Source organism: Paenibacillus sp. FSL H8-0315 (genome assembly GCF_038005365.1).
GTDB lineage: Bacteria > Bacillota > Bacilli > Paenibacillales > Paenibacillaceae > Paenibacillus_AQ > Paenibacillus_AQ odorifer.
In genome coordinates this window covers 4,621,418-4,633,838 of record NZ_JBBOTA010000001.1, presented here as the reverse complement: position 1 = coordinate 4,633,838, position 12,421 = coordinate 4,621,418, and the positions used below count along the sequence as shown (strand labels likewise).

Below are 12,421 nucleotides of genomic sequence, written 5' to 3'. Positions count from 1 at the left end.
TTGTCAAAAAAAAGACAGCAAAAAAGCACCGACAATAACCGTGGATACGGTACATTGAACGGTGCTTCCGTTACTATCCCTTTAATTTACAGCTATAGTAGCATATATATAAGAAGGCAGCAATAAGTTTTTTCGCACATCAAGTGGTTTTTAGACTCTCATCGTATCTTCACGCCAATTCTTGATGGCAGACCGGATATCGGCAGGACTAAGCTTTTCCTTCACCGCCCGCTGACATAGTGCCGGAAACTCTTCATCTCCTGCATACCGAAGTGCAATAATCTGAGCTAATTCAAGCTTTGGATTTAATGCTTCGCCTGTCAATCGGAAATACCGGAACTGCTCCTCCACCCTCACTACTCGATCCTGATTTTTTGTGGCATAAATTCGAATTCGAGTAATCGCAAATAACAGGCATAGAGATAAACCAAATAATAGCAAGGGCACTGTTAAAGCACCATCATCACGTAACACCTGAACGACATAAATTCCCGACCACACAAATATAATCAGCGCTAGCGGCATAGTTACAAAATGATAAGGCCAATCAAAACGCATAAAACCTTTAGGCTTCCCCTTGTTCATCATTCATCTCCATATTTATATGACTTGTATATTGCTTAAAGCTTAGTCTCTCCGGGAATAGCTACGACAAAAGGTTCATTATTCCCCCAGTACAGAGACTGTCCTGAAACTTTAGTAGTTCCATCCGCATTAACCATTCCATAAATAATCTGACTTCCCCAAACACTCGTATAAAAAGAGGCATAGGATGGAGCTAGAACAGGTGCTTTACCATATTCCTTCGCAACTGGGTAACCGAATATCGCGGTAAAATCTTTATTTGTAGCCTCTTTGGACATATCCAGATCAGCTTCCCAAACTACTTTTACAATATTATCCTTGATCTCATAATACTTTACGAAATGTCCATACAATATAAAATAACCATCAGATCTGCCTTCAGGAAAATAATACGTCATTGACAATGCTTCATTATCACCCGTCAATTTGGAGGGTTCTCTTTCTTCAACCGGGAATTGCAGAGCAGCTATGCGGGAAACAACTAAGTCATTACTATTATAATTCTGCACAAGTTTAGCATTGGCCCGTTCCTGAACCCAGACTGTATTCGTAGCAGCATCTACTGTTACTCTCGCTCCAAGAGCCTCCGCAATAAACCGCAGGGGTACCGCTACTCTTCCATCCACTATTTTGGCCGATACATCCAGTTGTACAGCATCCGAGTTCTTCCAAGCCGTCCGTGAGCCAACCGTAAGCTTAATCTTCATAGAATCTCTAGCAATCGTAGCTTGCTTGGTATTGGCATCCCATTGAATAGAAGTATTCTTGAATCTTTCAAAAGCCTTCAGCGGAACCAACGTCTTCCCCGACACGATTTGCACACCAACATCCACACTTGAATTGTTCACCATAATGCGAAGCTTGGGGGCAGCTGAGGCCGTACCGATCATACTTAAAGATAATAACATGACTATAAAAAACAGAAGCCCTTTCCGTTTCACTATTCGTTCACCCCTAGTCATAATATGAAAAAACTATACCCATTTATAGTTTCATTATAACATTCTCCCAAATTATGGATTACAAAAATCTCCGTTTGATCTCTGGGGTAGGGAGCATACACTGCTCATCACGTCCGAACCAACGATAGCGGTTCTTGGCTACATACCGATAAAGGGCATTGCGCAATGGGCGTGGTACTAAGATGAACACGTATGCGGCAGGCCAAGGAAATCTCAATTTACGGGCAATTCTTAGCACAGCGGCCGACTCTGTATAATACACTCCGTTCTCCAGTAAAATCACTGTGTTTAATTGTCCAGGCTGAAGTCCGGACTCTTTCATTAGCTTTGCCGCAATCTCATTCTGTAATGGTGCGAATAGAAATTTAGCGTCGGGGTCACGCGGGATAATGAAACGAACTACCCCCTGGCAAAGATGACACACTCCGTCTATCAACACGATAGACTTATCTTTCATAAGGTTCAGTTCCTCGTTCACGGCTCCCCCTCCGTCTTAAAGGCGTAAATTTCTGCTTTTTTGGGTAAACAAAAACGCGGGATAACCTCCCGCGCCATCAAGTGCCGTTCTTTAATTATTCTGCGATTGCTTTCTCAATCCATTGATCCCCGATCATTTGCCCTTCGAAATCAGCAGTGAATGCCTCCATGCATTTGCAGATGAAATCTTTGCGGCAAATTGGACATGGAGTTTTAAGCAGGCGGCTGATGTTCGTCATTTTCCATTCCGGAAACCGATGATAAAACGCGCGGCACTCCGTTCCATCAGCAAGCTTGATAATGAACTCGTACAATCCTTCCTTATCGTTGCTGCTGGCTTTGGTCACATTCGTAATATTCGGTCTGTAAGACATCTTCATCACCCATTATTTAAATTTTTGGTTGTAAATTGCACACGCAGGCACATTCTCAGATACTTAGACATATTAAAGAATTTTAAGGGTGATGTCAACCAAAGACGCCTAACACGGCAGCTATTTATTACTCTTTTATGATTTACGTCTCTATTTAGCCATTATTTCCATAAAATATATACAGATACATTTAATCGACAATCTTTAATTCAACCTCGATATTACCTCTGGTTGCTTTGGAGTAAGGACAGAATTCGTGAGCCTTCTTCGCCAGTTCCTCTGCTTTGTCGTGTTCAATCCCTGGCAGCTTCACATCCATTCTCACAGCAAGTCTAAAGCCTCCATCTCTGTCATCCTTCCCAATGGACACATTACAAGTTACCTCCACGTCATGGAGTTTCACGCCCTCTTTACGGGCGATATTCGCTAGTGCACTCTCGTAACACGCTCCATAACCAGCCGAGAATAGTTGCTCTGGATTGGTACCGGAACCTCCCGGCCCTCCAAGCTCTTTAGGCATGCTTAGATTATGCTTTAACACGCCATCCGAGGATTCAATGGAGCCTTCACGACCGCCATGGACTGTTGTAGTTGCTGTGTATAATGCTTTCATGAGTCATCTTCTCCTTCATCAAGCTGTATTGGTCATGCTCATACTTTATACTTTAAACAACAGGTATGATTTGAAACGATGATGAGGAATGATTCATAATACTTTCTTATTTGGCTCCAGACCATAAATAGTGTACAATTAAATTGTTAAAAACTTAAATTAGCTATGGAGGTGTCATCCATGAGTATTTATGATTTTGAGGTCAACACTCTTAAGGGTGAAGAGAAATCATTGTCAAAGTACAAGGGTAAAGTACTCCTGGTTGTGAATACTGCCAGCAAATGTGGATTTACTCCCCAGTATAAAGGTCTTCAGGAAGTGTACGAGAAATTCAAGGACCGCGGGTTCGAAGTTTTAGGATTTCCAAGCAATCAATTTGCTGGACAAGAGCCTGGCGAAAGTGATGAAATTGCGGAATACTGCGAGATTAATTATGGGGTAACCTTCCCTATGTTCGAGAAGATTGACGTAAAAGGCGATGAAGCACATCCATTATTCAAATACTTATCCAAAGAAGCCCCTGGTGTCTTAGGCTCAAAAAGCGTGAAATGGAACTTTACGAAGTTTCTGGTTGACCAAGATGGCCGTGTTCTAAAACGGTTTGCTCCTAAAACCACTCCACAGCAGATCGAATCCGATATCTCCAAGCTTTTAAAATAATTCATTAGAAAAAGGATGCTCACCACATCACACAGCCCCCTGTTGTTATGCGGTAAAGTATCCTTTTTAACTAGAAAGAACGTCATAATATCGCTATATATCAGCACCCTTTAATCTCTTGGAATATTTTATAATATTGTTGAAATATTTTTGCTGGGAGGGACAATCGGTGACTGTTCAACTGCTTGATATACCCGAACTAAATGTTATTGGCTGGGCAAATGTAAACTCATCCGGGGAGCCATACGCGAATCTTTGGGAATATGTTTTTGGCGAGCTGGATATTGATACAAAATTTGATACTATACACACAAAAGTTCAAAGCAGCGGTTGTTATCTCGGTCTATTTCAGAACCGTACATCCGTGCCTAAACTGTGGGAGCATACCGCATGGGATATTGATTTTTTCCTTTGTGTTGAAGTCGAGCAGTTAGATTGTATCCCTGAAGGCCTTGTTCATAAGAAACTTCCTGCGTCTACCTATGCTATATTTACTGCTAACGGATTCCCTCAGTTGGCTTTTCAACATACCTGGAATTATATATATAATGAATGGCTGCCGGATTCCGGTTATAAGTTCAACCCTGATGGAGTCTTTTACATCCAATACACGGAAAAGTCCGGTCCGGATGATGAAGGATTCGAAGCCAATCTATGCGTGCCGCTTGTAAAGAAGTAGGTTGTGTGATTGAGGATTGAACAAAAAAAGAGGCCTTGCATCGCAAGGCCTCTTTCTTCATTCTGTATGCGGTAGAGAGGACTCGAACCTCCACGGGTATACACCCACTACCCCCTCAAGATAGCGTGTCTGCCATTCCACCACTACCGCGCGGTGTGTTAAACATAGAACATAAATTTGTTTGAGGTCAACATTCATTATTATAAATGTACTTTTCTCAAAAGTAAAGATGCAGATTTTAAGATTCTTCGTCGACCATTTTCTGTTTACGATATTCAGCAAAAGCTATATATTCCTTGATAAAATTCTTTTCTGCTGGAAGTAATTCATCTACTCGGCTTTCCGATAGCTGAACATCACTCAAATCATAGTCTACGCCGCTCTCTCGTACAGTATCCGGTGTATCTTTGCCGAGAATGAGCCAGTCCAGACTAACATGAAAAAAATCACCGATCTCAATCAGCTTATGTGTTCCTGGAGTAGTCTTCCCCCGCTTCCAATCTCCCATATTACCTGTGCTGATATTTAACTGCTCACAGAATGATTTTTTGGTCAAACCTTTCTGCTTAATCAGGTATTCTATACGTTCGTATATGGTCTGCATCGGTGAATCGCCCTCCATCTAAAAATAAATTACTTATTTACGTAATTACCTATTGCAAAATAACGTAAAAAAGTATATAATTAGTATTGTTATGTATTATCCGATTATATCATATGGCTGGAGTGACGATAAGAGGCGACTCAGGTGACAAGTATCTGTAGAATACCGTCTGGCCCCCTTTGTTAACTTATCATCCTGAATGATCTCTAGGAGGGAGCGGTGACTTTTGTCAAAATGCTTATCATCTTCCATTATCCATTCACTTGAAGCTTTACCGCACAATGCGGTGGTAATCAACAGTCATGGGATTATCCAGTTCACCAACAGTAGGTGGAAGACCTTTAGTCATGAATATGGTCTTTCTACTAATAAGAAATGGATTGGCGCGTATTACTCAGAGCTCATGCAAGATGTGATTGTCGATCCCGATCAATGGGCCAAGCTTTATGAATCAGTGAAATATATACTCCGCAGAGAGCATCAGGTTTATACTTCCGAATTCTCCATACAAACCGCTAATAAAGGGAAACGAATCTTCCGTTTGGAGATCTACCCATTTCTCTCAGATCCGCACCCAGAAGCCACTTTTATAATTTCACTATATGATGTGGGCCCCTATAAAGAAGAACCTCTTCATCCGGAGATCATAAACCTCCGTTCAACCTTACCATCATCTTTTGAGCTAATCCCAATCTGTGCTTCCTGTAAATGTATTCGTAATCCCAAGGATGAATGGATCACCATTGAACATTTCTTAAAGCATCAGCTTTCTTTGCAATTCACTCATGATATCTGCCCAGACTGCATAAGACAGCTCTATCCCCAGTATGCTGGGGCTTTTAAGAGATGACCTGACGTCACTGAATTTCACTTCTAATCTTATAAAAAAAAGTAAGAAATCCTCTGCGAACAAAGGGTTTCTTACTTTTTATTTGTATGCGGTAGAGAGGACTCGAACCTCCACGGGTATACACCCACTACCCCCTCAAGATAGCGTGTCTGCCATTCCACCACTACCGCATAATATGACCCGTATGGGATTCGAACCCATGTTACCTCCGTGAAAGGGAGGTGTCTTAACCCCTTGACCAACGGGCCATGCTTTACAAGTTATTTTCTTGTCACAACAAAAATGAGTATATCAAACCATAAGAATTTTGACAAGCCTTTTTTTAAAAAAAGTTTAAACTAAAAGAAACGCGCACCAATAAAGGTACGCGCGTCTAATCACAACACTTATGGATTTACTTTTGCCTCAAAGGTTTGTACCCCATCTACAAACTTTAGCACCACAGCTGCTTTTACCGGGTCATGCGTTTCATTCATTGTGATTTTACCCGTGGCCAGTTGTAAATCCTTTGTCCCCGCCAGTGCATCCTTCAGCTTCTCAGGTTCTGTGGAATCCGCACGTGTAATCGCGTCTGCCACTAGTTTCACAGCATCATATCCAAGCGCAGCCATCCCATCTGGAACAAGATCACCGTTAGCAGCCTTGAAGGCATCTACGAACGATTTTACTTCTGGCGAGCTATCTTCAGGTGAATAGTGATTGGACATAAACGTATTGTTTAGGGCATCCGCTCCGGCAATCTCAGCCAGCTGAGGTGAATCCCAGCCATCCCCGCCCATAAACGGAACGGTGATCCCCATTTCGCGAGCTTGCTTTACGATTTTGCCGACCTCCTCATAATAGCCTGGAAGATAAATAACATCGGGATTAGCTTCTTTAATACGTGTTAATACGGCTTTAAAATCAGAATCTTTTTGTTGATAGGATTCTTCGCTTAAGATTGAGCCACCGTTCTTAGTAAACGTTGCTTTAAAGAAGGTCTGCAGCCCTTTGGAATAATCGCTTGAAGCATCCGTATAAATAACAGCCGTCTTCGCTTTAAGTGTATCCTTAGCAAAGTTAGCCATTACTTCGCCTTGGAAAGGATCAATAAATGAGGCCCGGAATACCCATTCGTTCAAATCTCCAGTACGTTCATCAACTGTTACTTTGGGATTGGTGGCTGAGGAGCTAACCAGCGGGATGCCTTTTTCTTGAGCAACGGGAACAATCCCGAGTGTATTCGTAGATGTAGTTGCACCTATAATAGCTACAACTTTATTGGTAGTAATCAGCTTTTGCGCTGCGCGTGTCGCCTCTTCCGACTTGGAGGCATTATCCGCTTCAATCAGTTCAAGTTTTTTGCCGAGTATTCCACCTGCGTCATTAATTTCTTTTACCGCCAGCTTTGCCCCTTTGAGTGCAGAATCACCGAAGGAAGCCTGGCCGCCTGTAAGCTCAAGGTCTGCTCCAATCTTGATGGTCCCTCCACCAGCATTCCCACCTTCAGCGGTAGTGTTGTCTGTCTTGTTCCCACAGCCTGCCAGCAATCCACCAGCCAGCAATGCAGTCAGCAATATGGCCCCGATTTTCTTCATCCTCTTCCAGCCTCCCAAAATAAATATTTTATAGGTTCTTTCTGTGATGCTGTTGTGAACTAGCCGATGAATTAATGTCCCAGATAAGCCATTCTGATCTCTTCCGAATCTGCCAATTCCTTGGCATCTCCCTCAAGCACCACTCTGCCCGTCTCAAGAACGTAAGCCCGATGAGCAATTTTTAGCGCCTGATGGGCATTTTGTTCTACAAGAAGTACTGTTGTTCCAGAGGCATTTACTTCCTGGATGATCCGAAAAATATCCTGAACGAGCAATGGAGCAAGCCCCATCGAGGGTTCATCTAATAATAAAAGCTTGGGATGCCCCATCATCGCGCGCCCCATAGCAAGCATCTGCTGCTCCCCGCCGGATAATGTGCCGGCAAGCTGTTTTTTTCTTTCTAAAAGACGCGGGAAGGTGGAGTAAACCTTGGCAAAATCAGCAGCTAAGCTGCCCGAATCTTGTAAAAAAGCTCCTAGCTCCAGATTTTCTTCCACAGACATATTAGCAAATACACGCCTGCCTTCCGGACAATGAATAAGCCCCTGTTTTACGATGGACTGAACACTCTGATTCGTAATAGATTTATCCATGAAATCTATACTGCCTGTTTTGGGTTTCAGCAGTCCCGAAAGCGTCTTAAGCAACGTGGACTTGCCTGCTCCATTTGCGCCGATTAGAGTTACAATCTCGCCTTCTTTTACATTCATACTTAAATCCTTCAAGGCATGAATAGCCCCATAATATACATTGATCCCCTGTACGCTAAGCATGGTCCACTACGCCTCCTGTCCCAAATAGGCTTCTATGACTTTGGGATGATTCCGTATTTCAACGGGCGTACCTTCAGCAATCAACATTCCGCGATCCAGCACATAAATCCGGTCACACACCCCCATAACCAGGGACATATCGTGCTCGATAAGCAGGATCGTCAGCTCAAACTCTTCACGGATCCAGGCAATAAGATTCATTAGTTCCCGAGTTTCATTCGGGTTCATCCCTGCGGCTGGTTCATCCAATAGCAAAAGCTTAGGTCCTGCTGCAAGCGCGCGCGCAATTTCCAAACGCCTTTGATTTCCATAGCTAAGATTCCCGGCACATTCATCACATTGATCGGCAAGATTAAATATTTTGAGAATATCCATAGCCTTTTGCGTAATTTCGTTTTCTTCTACAAAATGCTTAGGCAGACGAAGCATGGAAGTGAACATCGAATGTCTGGCATGCTGGTGAAATGCGATCTTAACGTTATCCAGCACCGTCATAGAAGTAAATAGACGGATATTCTGAAATGTCCGCGCTGCCCCTTTTCGGTTAATCCGATAAGGCTTCATCCCGCCTACTGCCTGATTGCTGAGGATAATATCGCCACTGGAAGGCGGGTATACACCTGTCAGCAAGTTAAAAAGGGTTGTTTTTCCCGCGCCATTAGGTCCGATGAGCCCAATCAACTCGCCTTTATTAATATGGAGAGATACCTCGTTAAGCGCCTTAAGCCCGCCAAATGCACGACTTGCTTGTTGAACATCAAGAAGCACTTCCACTGTTGATGCTGTCACTTGGCTTGACCTCCTTTTTAGACCATTTCAAGAAAGAAAAACCCGTGCTGCCAAGCAGCCCTTTAGGCCGAAAAATCATCATCAGAATTAGAATCGCCGAGTAAATAATCATCCGCAGCTCCGGATATTCCTGAAGCACCGTGAAGAGCACCGTCAGTACAATCGCACCCACGATGGCCCCGCTTGTACTTCCTAGCCCACCTAACACTACCATGACTAGAATTTCGAATGATTTCAGAAAATTAAAGCTGCCAGGATTGATGACGTAGAACTTATGAGCAGAGAGACCACCAGCTATTCCCGCAAATAATGCTCCAAGTGAAAAAGCAATGACTTTGTACAAAGTTGTATTAATCCCCATCGCTTCAGCAGCAATTTCATTCTCCCGAATCGCTATACAAGCCCGGCCGTGAGTGGAACGTATAAAGTTATTGATCACAACAATCGTGACCAGTGTGAACAGAAACATAATCGTCCAAGTCGTTTGATTGGGGATGCCGCTAAGACCTGAAGCTCCGCCCACATATTCTGTATTGAGCAGGACAATCCGGATAATCTCACCAAATCCCAGCGTAGCAATCGCCAGATAGTCTCCATTCAACCGCAAGGTCGGAATCCCGATAAGCACACCGAAAAATGCAGCAATCAGTCCAGAGATCACTAGCGCCAGCACGAATGGCATATCAAAGTTCAAAGTTAAAATGGAAGAAACATAAGCACCAATGGACATAAATCCAGCATGCCCGATTGAGAATTGCCCCGTTATCCCATTAATCAGATTCAAAGACACCGCCAGCATGACATTTATACAAATTAGAATTAGCGTAGACTCCATGACATCATCAAATATTCCCGTTGTTAGAAGAACTTGAATGACGATATATAGCATGACAGAAAATACAATGCCTATCCAAAATGACTTGTTTATCTTCTTCATAGGCATCTCCCTACACTTTCTCGCGGACATTTTTACCAAATAGCCCGGATGGTTTAAAGATAAGGATTAGGATGAGTACAGCAAATGCCACACCATCACGCCACGAAGAGTATCCCAGAGAAGAAACCTCTGTCTCGACTGTGCCCAGCAGAAGTCCCCCTACTAGAGCACCAGGAATACTGCCAATGCCACCTAGAACCGCAGCCACAAAAGCTTTAAGCCCCGGAAGCACCCCCATCATCGGATCCACTGAATTGTAAGTCATTCCGAAAATAACGCCTGCTGCTGCCGCAAGTGCAGAACCTATCGCGAAGGTGGCTGAAATGGTCCGATCTACATTAATCCCCATCAACCGTGCTGCTTCCATATCAAAAGAAACGGCCCGCATCGCTTTACCAATCTTTGTTCGGTGCACAATATACTGAAGGATGATCATCAAAATAACCGTCGTCCCCAAGATCATGATTTGATTGGAGTCCACCTGAATCGAGGAATCAAACAAGTTGTATTGCTGCTTATTAAGAATCTCCGGAAATCCTTTAGCCTGAGGACCAAGCACAAACACACCGCTGTATTCCAGCAAAAAAGAAACGCCAATTGCAGTAATCAACACAGCGATTCGCGAAGCTTTTCGTAGAGGTTTGTATGCTAGCCGTTCGATTGACATCCCCAGCAACGCACTGATTGTCATAGAGATCACCAATGAGATAAGTAAGACCAGTATCGGAGGAAGCCCTGCTGAAGCCAAGTACCTGGCACTGAACAATCCAATAAACGACCCAACCATAAACACATCCCCATGGGCGAAATTGATCAATTTAATAATCCCGTAAACCATGGTGTACCCAAGTGCGATCAGAGCATAGATGCTCCCTACAGAAATCCCGTTAATTAACTGTTGAATGAAATACTCCATCGCCGTCCCCCAATCCCCATATTTATTTTTAAAAACACCTTTCTTTAGCTTACATTCATTTTCATCGTTTTATGTCACTTATATTAACACAGTACTATACATGCGTCAGTAAAATTTGTGGTTTTTACTATAATATTCAATATTTTATGTTATATTACATAACATTTTGAGTTAATCCTTTGGGACGTATATAGATAGAAAGTGGGTAAAGAGAAGAAAACAGGAGAATTATGGAGATTTTTAAAGTTTGATTTTCAGAGGGGGAGTCTTTGATTTTACCTACAGATTGCATTTAATGATAAATAATATAACATTTGTCTCTTTGGATATGTGTTTTTCGAGTTTATTATGAGTTACTGGTCAAGTTGTATCTCTATTTTTGCGCAAAAAAAAGCTCTGTCCCACACAATAATCGAGTGAGAGAAAGCTAATTAGGGTGGTCAGTTCCATTCTTTGCACTTCCGTCACGAGTCAATTACTCATCATTTTCTTTTTTAATTCTTTAATCTGCATCATATGATGTAGGTCATGCGATATAAAATCCTTTAAATAGGACTCAAAGGAAAACCTTCCGTCCACATATTTGCCTGAGTATTTTCCCTCCTCAAGACTACTTATACAATCTAATATTAAGTTACGATACTTCACAGTCAATTCTATTAATTCGTCTTTGGTTTTTGTCTTACCATATATAACAGCATCATTATTGAATTGATCGAAATCAATAAGTTGAAGTGTTATCGCTTTATCGCATGCTATCGGTTCGATCGTCGATTCATAGAAGTATTTATCCCATAACAAAATATGACTAACAACATCATGAATGGTCCATTTTCCTTCAGCGATGGGTGTTTTCCAATCTAAATCAATAATTTCTAGAACAAATCCATTCCATTCCTTAAACTGATTTAGCAAATCTGATCTGTTATTCATTGGCACATCTCCTTTTCTGGTAAACATCAAAATTCTAACAAAATCTCTTTAATTCATTCCTATATAGTTCATAGTTCGCTTCATCGAAACATATAAAAATAACCTTATTTATTTCCGACTTATTATTTATAATATATTTTGAAACTTCATCTATAGCTATGCTACAAGCAAGATCTTTCGGAAAATTATATATTCCTGTACTTATATTAGGTATCGCAATACTTGTTACTTCATTAGATTCAGCTAATATTAATAAATTTTTATAGCAATTCCTTAACTTCTCTTCTTCGTTATTCTTTCCACTATTCCAAACAGGACCAACGGTATGAATAACAAATTCACATTTCAGATTTCCTCCTGTTGTTATTACCGCTTCTCCAACCTCACAACCTCCCCTTTGGTTACGAATTTTCATGCAATCCTCTAATATCGCTTTTCCACCAGCTCTATGGATAGCTCCATCTACTCCGCCTCCACCCATCAAGCTTGTGTTTGCTGCATTGACGATAGCATCAACATCTAATTTAGTTATATCTCCTTGAATCAACTGAATCATTGAGTTATTTATAATTACATCCATCTGAAATCCCCCCCCGAAGTATAATGGTTGCGAACAAGCATCAAGTGCTGATTGACATTCAAGCGGCTTAAATCACCCTAGGAAACAGTCGTTTGCACTAGACTCGTGGGGT

16 protein-coding genes and 3 tRNA genes are annotated in these 12,421 nt (G+C 42.0%); 3 read left to right on the top strand and 16 right to left on the bottom strand.

The genetic code is table 11. The features are described from left to right. Positions 1-150 precede the first annotated feature (150 nt). From MHB56_RS20150 to MHB56_RS20130, 5 genes are all read right to left on the bottom strand, one after another. The gene (locus tag MHB56_RS20150) at positions 151-585 is read right to left on the bottom strand and encodes a DUF6526 family protein (RefSeq protein ID WP_076099053.1); all 435 of its coding nucleotides are present in this window, start codon (positions 583-585) and stop codon (positions 151-153) included. Positions 586-620: 35 nt separating this feature from the next. Further along, positions 621-1,526, bottom strand: a complete 906-nt coding sequence (locus tag MHB56_RS20145) for a copper amine oxidase N-terminal domain-containing protein (protein ID WP_076099054.1) — start codon at positions 1,524-1,526, stop codon at positions 621-623. Positions 1,527-1,605: 79 nt separating this feature from the next. Then, on the bottom strand, positions 1,606-2,025 hold the full coding sequence (locus MHB56_RS20140) for a thiol-disulfide oxidoreductase DCC family protein (RefSeq protein ID WP_076099055.1): 420 nt from the start codon (positions 2,023-2,025) through the stop codon (positions 1,606-1,608). Positions 2,026-2,119: 94 nt separating this feature from the next. Continuing rightward, positions 2,120-2,398 carry a hypothetical protein gene (locus MHB56_RS20135; protein ID WP_036681678.1) on the bottom strand — a complete coding sequence of 93 codons (279 nt, stop codon included), beginning with the start codon at positions 2,396-2,398 and terminating at the stop codon, positions 2,120-2,122. Positions 2,399-2,588: 190 nt separating this feature from the next. After that, entirely contained in the window at positions 2,589-3,011 is a 423-nt protein-coding gene (locus MHB56_RS20130; RefSeq protein WP_341143920.1) for an organic hydroperoxide resistance protein, read from the bottom strand. 180 nt (positions 3,012-3,191) lie between these two features. Here MHB56_RS20130 and MHB56_RS20125 point away from each other — a divergent pair, with 180 nt between their 5' ends. Both MHB56_RS20125 and MHB56_RS20120 read left to right on the top strand, forming a co-directional pair. Then, the gene (locus MHB56_RS20125; RefSeq protein ID WP_341143919.1) at positions 3,192-3,671 is read left to right on the top strand and encodes a glutathione peroxidase; all 480 of its coding nucleotides are present in this window, start codon (positions 3,192-3,194) and stop codon (positions 3,669-3,671) included. Positions 3,672-3,840: 169 nt separating this feature from the next. Next, a complete protein-coding gene (locus MHB56_RS20120; protein ID WP_339281768.1) occupies positions 3,841-4,350 on the top strand; it encodes a GyrI-like domain-containing protein in 510 nt (169 codons plus the stop codon). A gap of 67 nt (positions 4,351-4,417) precedes the next feature. Here the strand turns inward: MHB56_RS20120 and MHB56_RS20115 are convergent. Both MHB56_RS20115 and MHB56_RS20110 read right to left on the bottom strand, forming a co-directional pair. Further along, a tRNA-Leu gene (locus MHB56_RS20115) sits at positions 4,418-4,500 on the bottom strand. Between the two features lie 88 nt (positions 4,501-4,588). After that, the gene (locus MHB56_RS20110; protein WP_036681672.1) at positions 4,589-4,954 is read right to left on the bottom strand and encodes a helix-turn-helix domain-containing protein; all 366 of its coding nucleotides are present in this window, start codon (positions 4,952-4,954) and stop codon (positions 4,589-4,591) included. 226 nt (positions 4,955-5,180) lie between these two features. Between MHB56_RS20110 and MHB56_RS20105 the strand changes: the two genes are divergently transcribed. Next, positions 5,181-5,804 (top strand): hypothetical protein, encoded by a 624-nt coding sequence (locus MHB56_RS20105; protein ID WP_076185837.1) that lies wholly within the window; start codon positions 5,181-5,183, stop codon positions 5,802-5,804. Between the two features lie 87 nt (positions 5,805-5,891). Here the strand turns inward: MHB56_RS20105 and MHB56_RS20100 are convergent. The 9 genes from MHB56_RS20100 to MHB56_RS20060 all read right to left on the bottom strand — a co-directional run bounded on the left by MHB56_RS20100 (position 5,892) and on the right by MHB56_RS20060 (position 12,309). Then, a tRNA-Leu gene (locus MHB56_RS20100) sits at positions 5,892-5,974 on the bottom strand. A gap of 6 nt (positions 5,975-5,980) precedes the next feature. Further along, positions 5,981-6,052, bottom strand: a tRNA-Glu gene (locus MHB56_RS20095). A 138-nt stretch (positions 6,053-6,190) separates the two neighbouring features. After that, positions 6,191-7,381: an ABC transporter substrate-binding protein gene (locus MHB56_RS20090; RefSeq protein ID WP_076099058.1), complete on the bottom strand. Its 1,191-nt coding sequence runs from the start codon at positions 7,379-7,381 to the stop codon at positions 6,191-6,193. 71 nt (positions 7,382-7,452) lie between these two features. After that, the gene (locus MHB56_RS20085) at positions 7,453-8,154 is read right to left on the bottom strand and encodes an ABC transporter ATP-binding protein (protein ID WP_076106949.1); all 702 of its coding nucleotides are present in this window, start codon (positions 8,152-8,154) and stop codon (positions 7,453-7,455) included. Positions 8,155-8,160: 6 nt separating this feature from the next. Continuing rightward, entirely contained in the window at positions 8,161-8,943 is a 783-nt protein-coding gene (locus MHB56_RS20080; RefSeq protein ID WP_340034078.1) for an ABC transporter ATP-binding protein, read from the bottom strand. Beyond that, positions 8,912-9,880 carry a branched-chain amino acid ABC transporter permease gene (locus MHB56_RS20075; RefSeq protein WP_341143918.1) on the bottom strand — a complete coding sequence of 323 codons (969 nt, stop codon included), beginning with the start codon at positions 9,878-9,880 and terminating at the stop codon, positions 8,912-8,914. The genes MHB56_RS20080 and MHB56_RS20075 overlap by 32 nt, the downstream gene beginning before the upstream one ends. 10 nt (positions 9,881-9,890) lie before the next feature. Next, positions 9,891-10,718, bottom strand: a complete 828-nt coding sequence (locus MHB56_RS20070; protein ID WP_438269099.1) for a branched-chain amino acid ABC transporter permease — start codon at positions 10,716-10,718, stop codon at positions 9,891-9,893. 549 nt (positions 10,719-11,267) lie between these two features. Beyond that, a complete protein-coding gene (locus MHB56_RS20065) occupies positions 11,268-11,729 on the bottom strand; it encodes a DinB family protein (protein WP_038569085.1) in 462 nt (153 codons plus the stop codon). Positions 11,730-11,763: 34 nt separating this feature from the next. Continuing rightward, on the bottom strand, positions 11,764-12,309 hold the full coding sequence (locus MHB56_RS20060; protein ID WP_212592233.1) for an O-acetyl-ADP-ribose deacetylase: 546 nt from the start codon (positions 12,307-12,309) through the stop codon (positions 11,764-11,766). Positions 12,310-12,421 lie beyond the last annotated feature (112 nt).

Excerpts from the sequence above, each read along its gene's own strand:
- MHB56_RS20110 (WP_036681672.1), bottom strand. The coding sequence starts at position 4,954 with ATGCAGACCATATACGAACGTATAGAATACCTGATTAAGCAGAAAGGT.
- MHB56_RS20065 (WP_038569085.1), bottom strand. The coding sequence starts at position 11,729 with ATGAATAACAGATCAGATTTGCTAAATCAGTTTAAGGAATGGAATGGA.
- MHB56_RS20130 (WP_341143920.1), bottom strand. The coding sequence starts at position 3,011 with ATGAAAGCATTATACACAGCAACTACAACAGTCCATGGCGGTCGTGAA.
- MHB56_RS20135 (WP_036681678.1), bottom strand. The coding sequence starts at position 2,398 with ATGTCTTACAGACCGAATATTACGAATGTGACCAAAGCCAGCAGCAAC.
- MHB56_RS20070 (WP_438269099.1), bottom strand. The coding sequence starts at position 10,718 with ATGGTTTACGGGATTATTAAATTGATCAATTTCGCCCATGGGGATGTG.
- MHB56_RS20150 (WP_076099053.1), bottom strand. The coding sequence starts at position 585 with ATGAACAAGGGGAAGCCTAAAGGTTTTATGCGTTTTGATTGGCCTTAT.
- MHB56_RS20060 (WP_212592233.1), bottom strand. The coding sequence starts at position 12,309 with ATGGATGTAATTATAAATAACTCAATGATTCAGTTGATTCAAGGAGAT.
- MHB56_RS20090 (WP_076099058.1), bottom strand. The coding sequence starts at position 7,381 with ATGAAGAAAATCGGGGCCATATTGCTGACTGCATTGCTGGCTGGTGGA.
- MHB56_RS20125 (WP_341143919.1), top strand. The coding sequence starts at position 3,192 with ATGAGTATTTATGATTTTGAGGTCAACACTCTTAAGGGTGAAGAGAAA.
- MHB56_RS20075 (WP_341143918.1), bottom strand. The coding sequence starts at position 9,880 with ATGAAGAAGATAAACAAGTCATTTTGGATAGGCATTGTATTTTCTGTC.
- MHB56_RS20085 (WP_076106949.1), bottom strand. The coding sequence starts at position 8,154 with ATGCTTAGCGTACAGGGGATCAATGTATATTATGGGGCTATTCATGCC.